Source organism: Noviherbaspirillum sp. (assembly GCF_035654295.1).
Classification (GTDB): Bacteria; Pseudomonadota; Gammaproteobacteria; order Burkholderiales; family Burkholderiaceae_D; genus Noviherbaspirillum.
This window is the reverse complement of the sequence record NZ_DASRXF010000028.1, coordinates 81,166-94,465: the sequence shown is the minus strand read 5'-3', so window position 1 is coordinate 94,465 and position 13,300 is coordinate 81,166. Positions and strand designations below refer to the sequence as shown.

The following is a 13,300-nucleotide window of genomic DNA, read 5'->3' as shown; positions in this document are numbered from 1 at the left end:
GGATGTCAATGATTGCCGTATCGCCTTTCATGGCGGCTCCTGTTGAATTCATGCAAGCCCGAAGGGTGGCATGCGACAGGAGCACGGTCAAGCCGCGCCATGCATTTTGTTAGCGATTCTCATTCTGCATGGCGACGGTAATGGGCTTTACCTGATCTTCCGGTTTCCGTAAGCATTCAGGAACATACTGCCGGCCACCACCAGCAACACCACGATCTGGGCGAGCACGGTCTGCATCGACGGGTAGATGCCGAGCAGGTCGACGCTAGGCAGGTCCAGCGGCGTGACGTCCAGCATGCCGGCCTCCTGCAGTGCCGCCACGCCCTTGCCCATCAACACCACGGCCAGCACGGCAACGAGCGCGGAGCTGATCGCAAAGAACTGGCCGATGGGCAGCCGCGCCGAGGTGCGCAGCATGACGAATGCGATGACGGCGAGGATCACGATGCCCAGCCCGAGCCCGGCGAGAAGATAAGATCCCGCTCCTTCGCTCCACAGGGCGGCATAGAACAGGACCGTCTCGAAGACTTCACGGTAGACCGTGACGAACGAAAGGATGAACAGCATGAAGGCGGAGCGCTTGCCCAATGCCGACGAGAGCTTGTCCCGGATGTACGCCTGCCAGCGCCCGGCAAGGCTCTTCTGGTGCATCCAGATGCCGACGGCAAGCAGCACGACCGCGGCAAAGATCGCGGAGAAGCCTTCGGTCAGTTCGCGGCTGGCGCCGCTGACTTCGATCAGGTAGGTGGCCGCATACCAGGTCAGTCCGCCCGATGCGAGGGCCGTGATCCAGCCCGCGTGGACGTAGGGGAGGACTTCGCGCCGCGCCGCCTTCTTCAGGAAAGCGATCATCGCAACCACCACCAGCAGCGCTTCCAGCCCTTCGCGCAGCAGGATCGTGAGCGCCGCGATGAAGACGCCGAACTTGTCGTCGTTCGTCGCCTCCAGTTTTTGCTGGGCGGAATCGAGCGCGTCCTGCAATTGCGCCTCGATGGCGCGTGCGCCGGCGGCATCGCCTTTGGAGACTGAGGCCCGATAGTTGCCCATCAGCTGTTCGATGCGGGCCAGGAGCGCCTTGTCCTTGATGGCGAGCGCCGGTTCCACCGGTTCAAAGCCATCGAGGTATGAAGACAAGGCCAGGCGGGTGGAGGAGGGGATATCGCCTTTCTCCAGCGCGGCCAGGCTCTCTTGCAGCCGGTTCTTCGCAAGCGCAAGACTGCCGCCGGGGGCGGCAACGACGGCATCGGGATGGGCGCGCAGGTAACCAAGCAGCGCGCCGGCATTCTTCCCGGCCGCCGTCTTTTCCAATCCCGATTCCGACAGCTGTGTCAGCGCATCGAGGTTGGGGACCAGCGCGTGCATGGTCTTGTCGGACGACCACAGCGCCTTGCCGGCCTCCAGTTCACCCTTCTTGAAGGCCATCGACGAAATGAAGAATGCGAGTGCCCAGCGCTCGTCATCGGAAAGCGCCGCGAACGACGGCATCGACGTGCCTTCCACCCCGCGGGTGATGCTCTGGTGCAGGGAGAACAGGCTGCGCTCGCGTGCCCGTTCGCGGTCCGTGAAGGCGATCGGCGCCGGGTCGAGCTTTGCTGCCAGCGGCCCGTCGCCCCGGCCCTCGGCCCCGTGGCAGGATGCGCACTGCGCCTGATAGAGCGCGGAACCGCGCTGCAGGTCGGGCACCTTCCTGGGCGCCACGGGAACCGGATAGGCGCCAAGCAGCGACGATGCGAGGTCTCTCGCCAGGCCCGCCACTTCGCTTTCCCCGGCCTTGTTTTCGACCGCCGCCTTCAGATGCCCGGCCTTCTGCACCAATGCGCTTTTCGCCGGCCGGTCCGGCAGTTCACCCAGCAGGCGCTCCGCGGTCTGGGAAAACTCCTGCATTTCCTTGTATTCATCCGCGTTGATCACCTTGCCGCCGGCAACCGCGCCGGCGTAATCCACCGCCATGTAATCGAGGAGCTGCCAGATCTGTGTCGCCTTGTCCTCGGTGGACGCCGCATCGGCGGCGAGGGCGGGCAGTATGGGCATCAGGCAGAGGAGGAATCCGGCGATGAGACGGTGCAGTGCAGTCATGGTGAGTTCCGTTTGCAAGAACAGGCGCCGTCCGCGGACGGCAGGGGTGAATAGCGGACAGGCACACCGTTCCCGCCGGGCGCGCATCGTGACCAGGAATGCGCCGGCGGGGACAGTGTCCTCCCTTTTTCTTCTATTTCGTGAATGAGAATTATACTCATTAACGTTTAAATTATAACCCCCCCTCGGACCTGGCCTTGCCCAGGCATCGCATGGACGCGATCTGATATGCAAAATTTCCTGCAATCTGAATCTGTTTTCCTCGCCCGTAAAGCCAGAGAATCAGGGCCAGGACAAGGTGGGCGGGCGTGCAGCCCGATGGACAGATGTACCAATACGATGAATACGACGCGAGGCTGGTCGCCGAGCGGGTGGCCGAGTTCCGGGACCAGGTGGCACGCCGTCTTTCGGGCGAGCTTTCCGAAGAAGAATTCTTGCCGCTGCGCCTGCAAAACGGGCTGTACATGCAGAAGCATGCGTATATGTTGCGGGTGGCGATTCCTTATGGCGTCCTGTCGGCCGCGCAGCTCAGGATGCTCGCGCACATCGCGCACACTTATGACCGCGGCTACGGCCACTTCACCACGCGCCAGAACATCCAGTTCAACTGGATCAAGCTGGAAGAGGCGCCGGATATCCTTGCCGATCTCGCCAGCGTGCAGATGCACGCGATCCAGACCTCGGGCAATTGCGTGCGGAATATCACGACCGAGCAATTCGCCGGCGTGGCCAAAGACGAGCTTCTCGATCCACGTCCGCTGGCGGAGATACTGCGCCAGTGGTCGACCCTGAATCCCGAGTTTGCCTTCCTGCCCCGCAAATTCAAGATCGCGATTTCATCTTCCGTCGAGGACCGGGCGGCGGTGCGCATGCACGACGTCGGCATCTACGTGTACAAGAACGACGCGGGCGAGAAGGTCCTGCGCGTGTTTGCCGGCGGCGGCCTGGGACGCACTCCCATCCTGAGCTCGCAGATCCGGGACAATCTGCCCTGGCAGCATCTGCTCTCGTATGTGGAAGCCATCCTGCGCGTCTATAACCGCTATGGCCGCCGGGACAACAAGTACAAGGCCCGCATCAAGATCCTGGTCAAGGCGCTCGGGGCAGACGCCTTCGCCGCCGAAGTCGATGAAGAATGGGCCCATCTCAAGGATGGCCCCGCAACGCTGACCGTGCAGGAGTACGAGCGCGTTGCCCGCTTCTTCACACAGGACGGCTATCAGCCGCTGGACGGCGATGACCAGGAACTCGAAAGGCAGATGGCGCAGGACAAGCGCTTTGCTCGATGGGTGAAGCGCAACGTACGCGCGCACAAGGTGCCGGGCTACGCCGCCGTCACGCTGTCGACCAAGCCGGGCGCCGCCGTGCCGCCCGGCGATGTCACCGCCGCGCAGATGGAGAAGATCGCCGCGTGGTCGGAGCGCTACGGATTCGGCGAGGTCCGCATCGCGCACGAGCAGAACGTCATCCTTCCCGACATCCGCAAGCGGGACCTGCATGATCTCTGGCAGCAAGCGGCCGAATCCGGCCTGGCCACCGCCAACCTCGGCCTGCTGACCGACATGATTTCCTGCCCCGGCGGCGACTACTGCTCGCTTGCCAATGCAAGGTCCTTGCCGGTGGCGGCAGCCATTGCGCAACGCTTCGATGACCTCGATTTCCTGTACGACCTCGGCGACCTCTCGCTCAACATTTCCGGATGCATCAACGCCTGCGGCCATCACCACATGGGCAATATCGGCGTGCTGGGCGTCGACAAGGACGGCGAGGAGTGGTACCAGGTCACGATAGGCGGCGCGCAAGGCAATCACTCGGCGCTGGGCAAGGTGATCGGCCCCTCATTCCGCGCGGAAGAAATGCCGGGCGTGATCGAGCGCGTTGTCGATACCTTTGCCCGGCTCAGGATCGAGGGCGAGCCCTTCATCGATACGGTGGCGCGCGTCGGCATCGAGCCTTTCAAGAGCAATGTGTACTGCGAAACCCCCTAGCCCGAGAGCGTCCATGTCGTACATCATCAAGCTGGAAGGCGGTATCCCGCAGGTCGTCGCCGACGAACGGTTCGTCATCCGCACGATAGACGCCGTCGAAGTGACGCGCATCGAGCGCGCCATCCTGCCCTTCAGTCACTTTCAAACCCTGGAAGGCGACGAGGCGGCGAAAGTTCGCGCGGTATGGATCTCGCCGGACGATGATTTCGAGCCCCTGGTGCCGCGCCTCCTCGGCCTGGAACTGATCGCGGTCGACTTTCCCGTGTTCCGCGACGGCAGGGGATACAGCGTCGCCACGCTGCTGCGGTCGAGATACGGCTGGCGAGGCGAGCTTCGCGCCATCGGCGACGTGCTGCGCGACCAGCTCAACTACATGCGCCGATGCGGCTTCGATGCGTTCGCGGTGCGCGCGGACAAGGACATCCACGATGCGATCAAGAGCTTCGGGCATTACAGCGTCCGGTACCAGGGTGCAGTGGACGACCCGGTCCCGCTATTCCGGCGCCGCGGAGATCGATCGTGATGATGACCGAAGCCGCATGCGCCCCGCCGGGCAGCGCGAGCACCGCGGGACGCATCCCTGGAAACAAGGGGATCTGGGTCGGCATTACATGCGAGTTCGTCGAGTTCGCGCTGATGTTCATCGTGTACTTTCTCGCGCGCTACCACTACCCGGAAGCATTCAGGAAGGGCCCGGAGCAGATCTGGACGACTGCCGGCGCGATCAACACCGTGCTCATGGTCACCAGCAGCTGCTTCATTGCCTGTTCCGTCGGCGCGATGAAGAAGGCAAACCTGGGCCACGCAAAGCGCTGGATGGTGGCGGCGATCGTGACCGCACTGGGCTATCCCGTCGTCAAAATGCTCGAAATCGACTGGAACCTCGCGCACGGCATCGACGGCAAGACCGGCATTTTCTACACGGTCTACTACTACCTCACGTTCAACCACATGGTGCATGCGTGCTGGGGAATCCTGGGCATGGGCTGGGTCCTTGCAAGGATGTCGATGAACGCATACACAGCGCAAGAGCATGACGGCCTTGAAGCGCTTGCAAGTTACTGGCACGCGACCGACATCATCTGGCTCGCCATTTTCCCCTTGTTTTACGTACTGGCCTGAAACATGATGACGTCCGCCGCAAAAAACCATTCTGTCGTGCACGCATGGGCCGGCCTTCTCGCGCTCACAGGCCTCAGCCTCGTTGCCGGGCATTCGCATGGCCACGCGCAGTGGATGCCGCTGCTGGTTGCGGCGCTGATATGGATAAAAGGCACGGTGGTTGCCCGATACTTCCTCGAATCGAAGGACGCCCATCCATTCATCGTGTGGCTGCTGCGTCTCTTTATCGCATTTGCTCCGGTCGCACTACTGATTACTGATGGACTGTGCTTATACCGGTGCTAGGATGATTGCTGGGATTGCATTCCAGCCTACCGAGCTTCCCCTATTCCAAGGGTCGCGGAGTCCAGGCTTGGTGATCTACCCAAGGCTGCCCGCAAAGCGGCGGGCCAGTTGCTCCCTGTCGAAGGCTTCACACAGGAAGTCGATGAAGACCCGTGTCTTGGCCGGCATGAGCGTACGGCTGGCGTAGTAGAGAGAGATCACACCGGCGTCTGCGTACCACCCCGGCAGCAGCCGCTTCAATTCGCCCCTTTCCAGCCAGGGCAGCACGTCGGGCACAGCCAGCAATGCGATGCCGAGTCCGAGCCGCGCTGCTTCCCGCATCGCGGCCGGATCGTTCAGCGTCAACGATGGTTGCAAACCTGCAGCCATCTCGTCACCGACGGCATTGCGCATCGTCCATTCCCTTACCCGCCCGTTTTGCGGTGATCGCATGACGATGCCTTCAAAGCGCGCAAGCCCGCCAGGGTCGGCCGGGGGTATGCGACCCGCGAGGTATGACGGTGCGGCGACCGCGACGATGTGGGCTGGCGCGAGTGGACGCGAGACTACGCCTGGGCGCAATTCGAATCCGCCCCCGATGGCCGCGTCGTAGCCTTCCGCAATCAGATCCACCTGACGGTTCTCGAAATGCCAGTCCGGCCTTACTTTTGGATAGCGCGCGATGAAGGCCGGCAGCAGCGGCATGACATGGGTTACGCCGAAGGTGGGCGCCATGCTGACCTTGAGGACGCCGGCCGGCTGCCCGCGCTCCGTTGCCACCGCGGCGATTGCTGCCTGCAGCGCGTCGAGGTTCGCACCTATGCCCTGCAGGAACTGCTCGCCCGCCTCGGTCAGGGTAAGCCGCCGGGTCGAGCGCTGAAACAGACGCACGCCAATATTCTTCTCCAGCATCGCGACATTGCGGCTGACCGCTGCCGGCGTCAGCCCCAGCCGACGGGCGGCGGCGGAAAAGCTGCCGGCTTCCGCGGCTCGCGCGAAGCATTCCAGGTTCGTAAGCGTTTCCATCTTCACATCTTATACCAACGCTTGAAAATCATTCAACGCATTCGGCACTAATCAAGATGGAATAAAAGGGCGATAGTGACTCCACCGACAACCACATTTCGAATGGAGTAACCCCACATGACTTCCAACAAATTCCCCCTGCAAGGCAAGATGGCCCTCGTCACCGGCGGATCGCGCTCCATCGGCGCCGCTATTGCAAAACGTCTCGCTGCCGACGGTGCTGCGGTCGCCCTGACCTACAGCGCCTCGCCGGACAAAGCTGCACAAGTCGTGCGCGAGATCGAAGCTGGCGGCGGCCAGGCGATTGCCGTCCAGGCCGACGCCGGCGATCCGCAAGCTGTGCGGGCAGCCGTAGCAGCCGCCATCGAAGCGTTTGGCGCCATCGACATCCTGGTCAATAACGCCGGGCTCGCGCTCGGCGGACCGATAGACGACATCTCTTTCGAGGATTACCAGCGGATGATCGCGGTGAACGTGACGGGTGTCTTCGTGGCCACCCAGGAAGCAGTACGCCGGATGGGCAAGGGCGGCCGGATCATCCACATCGGTTCTTCGATGACCCGCTACGCCGCCTTCCCTGGCGCCTCGTTGTACACGCTCACCAAGGGCGCGGTCACTGGTTTCAACCGCAGCCTGGTGCGCGACCTTGGTCCCCGCGGCATCACTGTCAATACGATTCATCCAGGTCCGACGGATACCGACATGAATCCGGACGGCGGCCCGGTCAGCAAGATCGTCGGCCCTGGAATGGCAATCGGGCGCTATGGCCAGCCGCAGGAAATCGCTGCTGTCGCCGCGTTCCTCGCCGGCCCGGAAGCGGCGTTCGTCACTGGCGCCGACATCGTTGCCGACGGCGGCTTCACCGCCTGAACCCATTCCCGCATGACAAGGAGAAGCAGCATGAACACCATCCGCACCCTCAACACCATCGGCATCATTGGCGCAGGCGCCATCGGCGCGGCATTCGCGAAGGCACTTGCCGCACGGGGCATTGAGGCGATCATCAGCAACAGCCGGGGCCCGGAAACACTGCAACAACTGGCGCGCGAACTCGGCCCGCCGATCAAGGCAGGCACCCGCGAACAGGCCGCGGCACAGGACATCGTCCTGGTGGCGGTCAACTGGTCAAAGTTGCCTGCCGCACTCTCCGGCTTGCCCGATTTCGACGGGCGTATCGTCATCGACGCGAATAATCCGATCGAAGCCCCGCTGTTCAAGCCGGCTCCCCTCGACGGCCGCCTGTCCACCGAAATCGTCGCCGAGCTGTTGCCGGGTGCACGAGTGGTAAAGGCCTTCAATCACCTTCAACCGCAGCTACTGTCGGGCGACCCGGCAGCGGAGGGCGGACGCCGGGTGCTGTTTTACTCCGGTGACGACCGCGCGGCACGGGCGACGGTAGGCGCACTCATCGAGCGCCTCGGCTTCTTCGGGATTGATCTTGGCACGCTCGCGGTCGGTGCCGGACTCACCCAGTTTCCCGGGGGCCCGCTGCCGGCACTCAACCTCGTACGTTTTGGCTGAAGCACACTTCATCCGCGAAAGGAACCATCATGTCCAGGACTATCCTCTTCATCCACGGCGCACGCCGACAGTGTGGAAGCCATTGCAACAGCGCTTGAGGCTCGTCCGCGCCTTATTGGCGCATACGATCGTGTTCCGATAAATGCCGGATGAAGAAGTCAGTAACTCGCAAATTAAGCTCCGGAATGACCTGCGTTCGATTAAATGAGGGTGGATCGCTCAACAACGCGCTACCGATGCTTCCCGGCTCGAGGGGCGGCATTGGTGAAAGCATCGCTCCGTGTCCGGCGTCAGGTATTCGCATTAACAACTCACACCGTGGAGCGCACGCGTTCAGTATTGCTTCGACATGAAATTTCGGTACCTGGTTGACGTCCTTATCTGCAATCACCAGACCAAGCGGGATCTTAGGATTGGACAGAGATTCCGGAAGGAAGTCGGCGGCGTAAGGAACCATGGCTATAGCAGCCCTTATGCGTGCGTCCTCGTACTGATAGATGCTGTCGTTGCTGAAGCGAGCAGCGATAACCTGCCTGGCAAACCACATCTTCAGTCCGTCCAGCCAGCCCCCGTCGAGCGAGGTGATAAAGCCGACGCACGAGGAGAAATCCTGCGCAATGTTTTTGTCGCAATGCTCTCTGAAGCGCTGGTTGGACCATATCCCTCCCGCCAGGGATAGTGCCGTGTGCCCGCCTGCAGAGCCGCCGAACACGCCGACGGCGTCAAGTGAGAGATGGGCGGCAAGTGGCTGATAGCCTGAGACGGCATCGATGGCCATTGAGATCTCCTGAGGTCTCTTGCTCCAGCTAATGGGTCCCGGCTCGGAAGAATCGAGGTAATTGTCGCCATGGTGTTGCGGCACTGCTACAGTGAAGCCGCGCTGCACAAGCGTGCGCGCCAAGTCGGTGTGCACCCACGGCGACCCGCCGGATCCGTGCGATATGACAACCAAGCGGGAATTACCCTTCACCGGATTGCCCCTGGATGCGAGCGAGAGACGAAAAGGTCCTTGGGAAACAACGCTGTGCGGATCAGACGAGGGATAGAAGACCGTTACTGATCCGCCATCAGCCTGAGGCAATTGTGTGAATCCCATGCTCGGCGCTTCTCCGCGGGCGCTTGCGACCACAAAGGAAAATAAGACGCCGAAAAGGCCTGCCGTGGTAAACCGCGCTTTGTTGTTCATCGGAGCTGTGCCTGGACACCAAATCCCGGATAGTGCCAACGGGAGCGGGATGTTGCAATACCAGATACATGGGGCACCGTCTAGAACGGCCTGAACTGGCTTCCGTCTTTCCGGCATGGAGCGACATCCTGGCGCGAAAGCTGCTTGACGTTCGATCGTCAGCGCTTAGCGGAGCGAGCAAATGGAAAACCGATATGAACGCCAAGCAATTATTCGTCAACGACCGTGAGCAATTGATCTATCTGCTCAGCGAAGCGGCCGAGATCGAGCACGGCCTGATGTGCTCCTATCTCTACGCGTGCTGGAGCCTGAAGCAATCGTGTGACGAGGAGCTGAACCGCGAACAGTTGGCAGCGATCGATGGCTGGCGCGACAGCATGCAAACCGTCGCAATGGAGGAAATGCTGCATCTTGCCTTGGTCAGCAACCTGCTGATGAGCATCGGTTCGCCGCCGCATTTCTTCCGCCCGAATTTCCCTGTGGCGCCCGGCTATCATCCCGCCAGCGTTGTTGCGCGCCTTGTCCCTTTCACGCGAGCCACTGCAGACCATTTCGTGTACCTCGAGCGCCCGGAAGGCAAAGACCTTCCGGCGGCAGACGGGTTCGAGCCGCCGTTTGCCTACCAGCGGCGGCACGGGCGGCCAAAGTTGACCCCCACCGCCGAGGAATATGACACAGTGAGTGAGCTGTACCGCGGCATCGAAGACGGTTTTCGCCGGCTGACGGAAGGCTTGGGGGAAAAGCGCGTGTTCATCGGAAACCCTTCCGCCCAGGTGGGCCGGGAACTGCTGCCGTTCGATGGATTGATACCGGTAACCGATCTTGAGAGCGCACTTGCCGCGGTCGCAATGATCATCGAACAGGGCGAAGGCGGCCGAGAGGACGGCGAGGACTCGCACTATGTGCGTTTCGTCGCGATCCGGGACGAGTACGACGCGTTACTGCGGCAGGACCCGGCATTCAATCCCTCCCGCCCCGTGGTCGCCGACCCGGTCATGTTTCCGCCCATCGACGCACGCCCTGCCAACCACGTCGCGGCCGGTCCTGCCGGCGGCGTGCTCGACATTGCGAATGCGGCGTATGGCCTGATGCTGCGCCTGCTTTCCAGCGGCTTCAGCATGGCGCACGAAACGGCAGCCTTTCGCCGAACCGAAATCGAGAGTGCCATCTCGGTCATGTCCGTCGTAAAGGCGCTCGGCATCTGCCTCACGACGCTGGAAGCGGGTACCGGAGACAAGAGGACTGCAGGCATGAATTTCCACCTGCCCCGGTCCACCCTGACGCTTCCGCAACCGCATGCCAGCATGGCAATGCTTGCGGAACGTGCGAAGGAAGTGGCGGCTGCGCTGCGAGCCGTGCAGATTTCTGGCCTGGAAGCGCTTCGTCTGGCGGAACAGCTCGATGCCGTTGCCGTTCGCCTGCAGAACTCCCGGGTGGGAAGCCACTAACGTCCGCGTAAAGCCCAGCGCCGAAAAGGGCGAAGCTGATACTCAGCGCAATGCAAATCAGCTTGTTCCTTGGCTCCATGGCCCCGGGTTCCAGACCTTCATTGTTCAATACCGAATCGGAACAGCCGACCCGAAGCAGTCAATCGGCTCTTATCCTTTGTCGGCTAAGCCTTCTCCGAACCCCGTTGCAGATTGCTCCTGAACTGCTTCAACGAATCCAGCGGAGGCGGTCTGTTGTCCTTGCTTTTCCGGCACGCGGTTGGGCGTGCAATAAATGTTCGATGTTGCGGTACGCGTGGTCCCGTCCGGCACGGTCCTGATTTTGGCGGGCGCAGGCAGCGGCAAGTCGAGAGTACTGATCGCGCGCATCGCCTGATTGGCCGAAGAGCAGCAGGTCACGCCATTCAACATCATGGCGTTGACCATCAGAAGAGTCTTCAAAGGTGATTCGCCCGCGCCGCATGCACTTTCTTGTAGCTGTCGATCAGGCGGTGATGACGGTCGAGTCCCTCCAGTTTCATGCTGGTTGGCGTCAAGCCGAAGAAGCGCACGCTGCCATCCACCGAACCCAGCACCGCGTCCATCCGTGGATTGCCATACATCCGGCGGAAATTGACCACGTAATCGTCGAGTTCAAGGTCGTCATCGAGCAACACCTCCAGCACCACGTTCAAGGCTTGATAAAACAGTCCGCGCTCAAGCGTGTTGTCGTTGTACTGCAAGAAGGCACCCACCAGCTCATGCGCCTCCTCCAATTGCTGCAAGGCGAGATGAATGAGCAGCTTCAACTCGAGAACCGTCAGCTGCCCCCATTCCGTATTCTCGTCAAATTCGATACCGATCAAGGTGGCGATGTCGGAGTATTCATCGAGCTCATTGTCATTCAAACGCTCAAGCAGCGCTTCCAGGCTTGCGTCGTCAAGGCGATGCAGGTTCAGGATATCTTCGCGGAACAACAGTGCCTTGTTGGTGTTATCCCAGATCAGATCTTCTACCGGATAAACCTCCGAATAGCCGGGCACCAGGATGCGGCAGGCAGTGGCGCCAAGCTGGTCATACACCGCCATGTACACTTCTTTGCCCATGTCTTCAAGAATGCCGAGCAAGGTCGCGGCTTCCTCGGCATTGGAGTTCTCGCCCCGGCCGGAAAAATCCCACTCGACGAAATCGAAATTCGCTTTGGCGCTGAAAAAGCGCCACGACACCACACCGCTCGAATCGATGAAGTGTTCGACAAAGTTGTTTGGCTCAGTGACGGCGTTACTGACGAAGGTGGGCTGAGGCAAATCATTCAAGCCTTCAAAGCTGCGGCCCTGCAGCAATTCGGTCAGACTCCGTTCCAGCGCCACCTCGAAACTGGGATGCGCGCCGAACGAAGCAAAGACACCGCCAGTCCGCGGGTTCATCAAGGTGACGCACATGACCGGATAGACGCCGCCCAGCGACGCATCCTTCACCAGCACCGGGAAACCTTGCTCTTCCAAGCCCTGAATGCCGGCCAGAATGCGGGGAAATTTCGCCAGCACCTCGTGCGGCACATCAGGCAGTGCCATTTCGCCTTCGAGAATTTCCCGCTTTACCGCCCGTTCAAAAATTTCGGACAGGCATTGCACTTGGGCTTCGGCCAGCGTATTACCGGCACTCATGCCATTGCTGCCGTAGAGGTTGTCGACCAGGTTGACCGGGAAATACACCACTTCACCGTCCGACTGCCGCACGAACGGCAGCGAACAGATACCGCGCTGCACATTTCCCGAGTTGGTGTCGATCAGGTGCGAGCCTCGCAACTCGCCGTCCGGGTTGTACACGCGCAGGGAGTATTCATCGAGAATTTCGGCCGGCAGCGCATCTTTACGGCCGGGCTTGAACCAGCGCTCGTCGGGATAATGGACAAACGCCGCGTTGGCGATGTCTTCGCCCCAGAACGTACTGCTATAGAAGTGGTTGCAATTGAGGCGCTCGATAAACTCTCCCAATGCCGACGCCAGTGCGCTTTCCTTGGTCGCGCCCTTGCCATTGGTAAAACACATCGGCGAGTGCGCGTCGCGGATATGCAGCGACCACACGTTGGGAACGATATTGCGCCACGAAGCGATTTCAATCTTCATGCCCAGGCCCGCCAGGACGCCCGACATATTGGCGATGGTTTGCTCCAATGGCAGGTCCTTGCCCGGAATATAAGTGCTGGCGTCAGGCGCGGGCCGCAAGGTCAGCAACGACTGGGCGTCGGCGTCCAGGTTCTCGACCTCTTCAATCACGAACTCGGGTCCGGTCTGCACCACTTTCTTCACCGTGCAACGCTCGATGGAGCGCAGAATCCCCTGGCGGTCGTGGGAAGAGATATCCGGCGGCAGCTCGACCTGAATCTTGAAAATCTGCTTGTAACGGTTTTCCGGATCAACAATATTATTCTGCGCGAGGCGGATATTTTCGGTCGGAATGTTGCGCGTTACACAGTACAACTTGACGAAGTAAGCCGCACACAGGGCCGATGAGGCCAGGAAGTAATCGAAGGGACCGGGCGCCGAGCCATCGCCTTTATAGCGGATAGGCTGGTCGGCCACGACCGTGAAATCGTCGAACTTGGCTTCAAGACGAAGCTTGTCGAGAAAATTGACTTTAATTTCCATGGGGATTTCCAGAGCTGATGCGCGAAATGATGTGCCCGT

The 13,300-nt window shown here is 61.0% G+C and carries 12 protein-coding genes; 7 read left to right on the top strand and 5 right to left on the bottom strand.

What is annotated here, in order from left to right; all coding sequences use genetic code 11:
• Positions 1-147 precede the first annotated feature (147 nt).
• On the bottom strand, positions 148-2,076 hold the full coding sequence (locus VFF99_RS03660) for a cytochrome c/FTR1 family iron permease (protein ID WP_325015098.1): 1,929 nt from the start codon (positions 2,074-2,076) through the stop codon (positions 148-150).
• 326 nt (positions 2,077-2,402) lie between these two features.
• On the opposite strand from VFF99_RS03660, the gene VFF99_RS03655 reads away from it, so the two are divergent.
• Genes VFF99_RS03655 through VFF99_RS03640 form a run of 4 tightly spaced genes read left to right on the top strand, consistent with a single transcriptional unit; the run spans position 2,403 to position 5,471 of the window.
• Positions 2,403-4,064, top strand: coding sequence for a nitrite/sulfite reductase (locus VFF99_RS03655; RefSeq protein WP_325015096.1), 1,662 nt, complete (start codon positions 2,403-2,405; stop codon positions 4,062-4,064).
• 13 nt (positions 4,065-4,077) lie between these two features.
• Positions 4,078-4,587 (top strand): DUF934 domain-containing protein, encoded by a 510-nt coding sequence (locus VFF99_RS03650; RefSeq protein WP_325015094.1) that lies wholly within the window; start codon positions 4,078-4,080, stop codon positions 4,585-4,587.
• Positions 4,587-5,186: a cytochrome c oxidase subunit 3 family protein gene (locus tag VFF99_RS03645; protein WP_325015105.1), complete on the top strand. Its 600-nt coding sequence runs from the start codon at positions 4,587-4,589 to the stop codon at positions 5,184-5,186. Before VFF99_RS03650 ends, VFF99_RS03645 begins: the two co-directional genes overlap by 1 nt.
• 3 nt (positions 5,187-5,189) lie before the next feature.
• Positions 5,190-5,471: a cytochrome C oxidase subunit IV family protein gene (locus VFF99_RS03640; protein ID WP_325015092.1), complete on the top strand. Its 282-nt coding sequence runs from the start codon at positions 5,190-5,192 to the stop codon at positions 5,469-5,471.
• A gap of 75 nt (positions 5,472-5,546) precedes the next feature.
• Here VFF99_RS03640 and VFF99_RS03635 read toward each other — a convergent pair whose 3' ends face one another.
• Positions 5,547-6,476 (bottom strand): LysR family transcriptional regulator, encoded by a 930-nt coding sequence (locus VFF99_RS03635; protein WP_325015091.1) that lies wholly within the window; start codon positions 6,474-6,476, stop codon positions 5,547-5,549.
• Between the two features lie 117 nt (positions 6,477-6,593).
• Between VFF99_RS03635 and VFF99_RS03630 the strand changes: the two genes are divergently transcribed.
• Both VFF99_RS03630 and VFF99_RS03625 read left to right on the top strand, forming a co-directional pair.
• On the top strand, positions 6,594-7,346 hold the full coding sequence (locus VFF99_RS03630; protein WP_325015088.1) for a 3-oxoacyl-ACP reductase family protein: 753 nt from the start codon (positions 6,594-6,596) through the stop codon (positions 7,344-7,346).
• 30 nt (positions 7,347-7,376) lie between these two features.
• Entirely contained in the window at positions 7,377-7,997 is a 621-nt protein-coding gene (locus VFF99_RS03625; protein ID WP_325015087.1) for an NADPH-dependent F420 reductase, read from the top strand.
• A 112-nt stretch (positions 7,998-8,109) separates the two neighbouring features.
• Here the strand turns inward: VFF99_RS03625 and VFF99_RS03620 are convergent, their stop codons facing one another.
• Entirely contained in the window at positions 8,110-9,183 is a 1,074-nt protein-coding gene (locus VFF99_RS03620) for a dienelactone hydrolase (RefSeq protein ID WP_325015085.1), read from the bottom strand.
• Between the two features lie 194 nt (positions 9,184-9,377).
• Here VFF99_RS03620 and VFF99_RS03615 point away from each other — a divergent pair, with 194 nt between their 5' ends.
• Complete coding sequence (locus tag VFF99_RS03615; protein WP_325015083.1) at positions 9,378-10,631, top strand: ferritin-like protein; 1,254 nt, start codon at positions 9,378-9,380, stop codon at positions 10,629-10,631.
• Between the two features lie 150 nt (positions 10,632-10,781).
• On the opposite strand, the gene VFF99_RS21325 is transcribed toward VFF99_RS03615, so the two are convergent.
• A complete protein-coding gene (locus tag VFF99_RS21325) occupies positions 10,782-11,057 on the bottom strand; it encodes a hypothetical protein (RefSeq protein ID WP_349256563.1) in 276 nt (91 codons plus the stop codon).
• Between the two features lie 11 nt (positions 11,058-11,068).
• A complete protein-coding gene (locus VFF99_RS03605) occupies positions 11,069-13,261 on the bottom strand; it encodes an OsmC domain/YcaO domain-containing protein (RefSeq protein WP_325015079.1) in 2,193 nt (730 codons plus the stop codon).
• Positions 13,262-13,300 lie beyond the last annotated feature (39 nt).

Bases quoted from the DNA above. Each gene is read 5' to 3' on its own strand.
- VFF99_RS03645 (WP_325015105.1), top strand. From the start codon at position 4,587: ATGATGACCGAAGCCGCATGCGCCCCGCCGGGCAGCGCGAGCACCGCG.
- VFF99_RS03615 (WP_325015083.1), top strand. From the start codon at position 9,378: ATGAACGCCAAGCAATTATTCGTCAACGACCGTGAGCAATTGATCTAT.
- VFF99_RS03655 (WP_325015096.1), top strand. From the start codon at position 2,403: ATGTACCAATACGATGAATACGACGCGAGGCTGGTCGCCGAGCGGGTG.
- VFF99_RS03625 (WP_325015087.1), top strand. From the start codon at position 7,377: ATGAACACCATCCGCACCCTCAACACCATCGGCATCATTGGCGCAGGC.
- VFF99_RS03660 (WP_325015098.1), bottom strand. From the start codon at position 2,076: ATGACTGCACTGCACCGTCTCATCGCCGGATTCCTCCTCTGCCTGATG.
- VFF99_RS03635 (WP_325015091.1), bottom strand. From the start codon at position 6,476: ATGGAAACGCTTACGAACCTGGAATGCTTCGCGCGAGCCGCGGAAGCC.
- VFF99_RS03630 (WP_325015088.1), top strand. From the start codon at position 6,594: ATGACTTCCAACAAATTCCCCCTGCAAGGCAAGATGGCCCTCGTCACC.
- VFF99_RS03650 (WP_325015094.1), top strand. From the start codon at position 4,078: ATGTCGTACATCATCAAGCTGGAAGGCGGTATCCCGCAGGTCGTCGCC.
- VFF99_RS03605 (WP_325015079.1), bottom strand. From the start codon at position 13,261: ATGGAAATTAAAGTCAATTTTCTCGACAAGCTTCGTCTTGAAGCCAAG.
- VFF99_RS21325 (WP_349256563.1), bottom strand. From the start codon at position 11,057: ATGGTCAACGCCATGATGTTGAATGGCGTGACCTGCTGCTCTTCGGCC.
- VFF99_RS03640 (WP_325015092.1), top strand. From the start codon at position 5,190: ATGATGACGTCCGCCGCAAAAAACCATTCTGTCGTGCACGCATGGGCC.
- VFF99_RS03620 (WP_325015085.1), bottom strand. From the start codon at position 9,183: ATGAACAACAAAGCGCGGTTTACCACGGCAGGCCTTTTCGGCGTCTTA.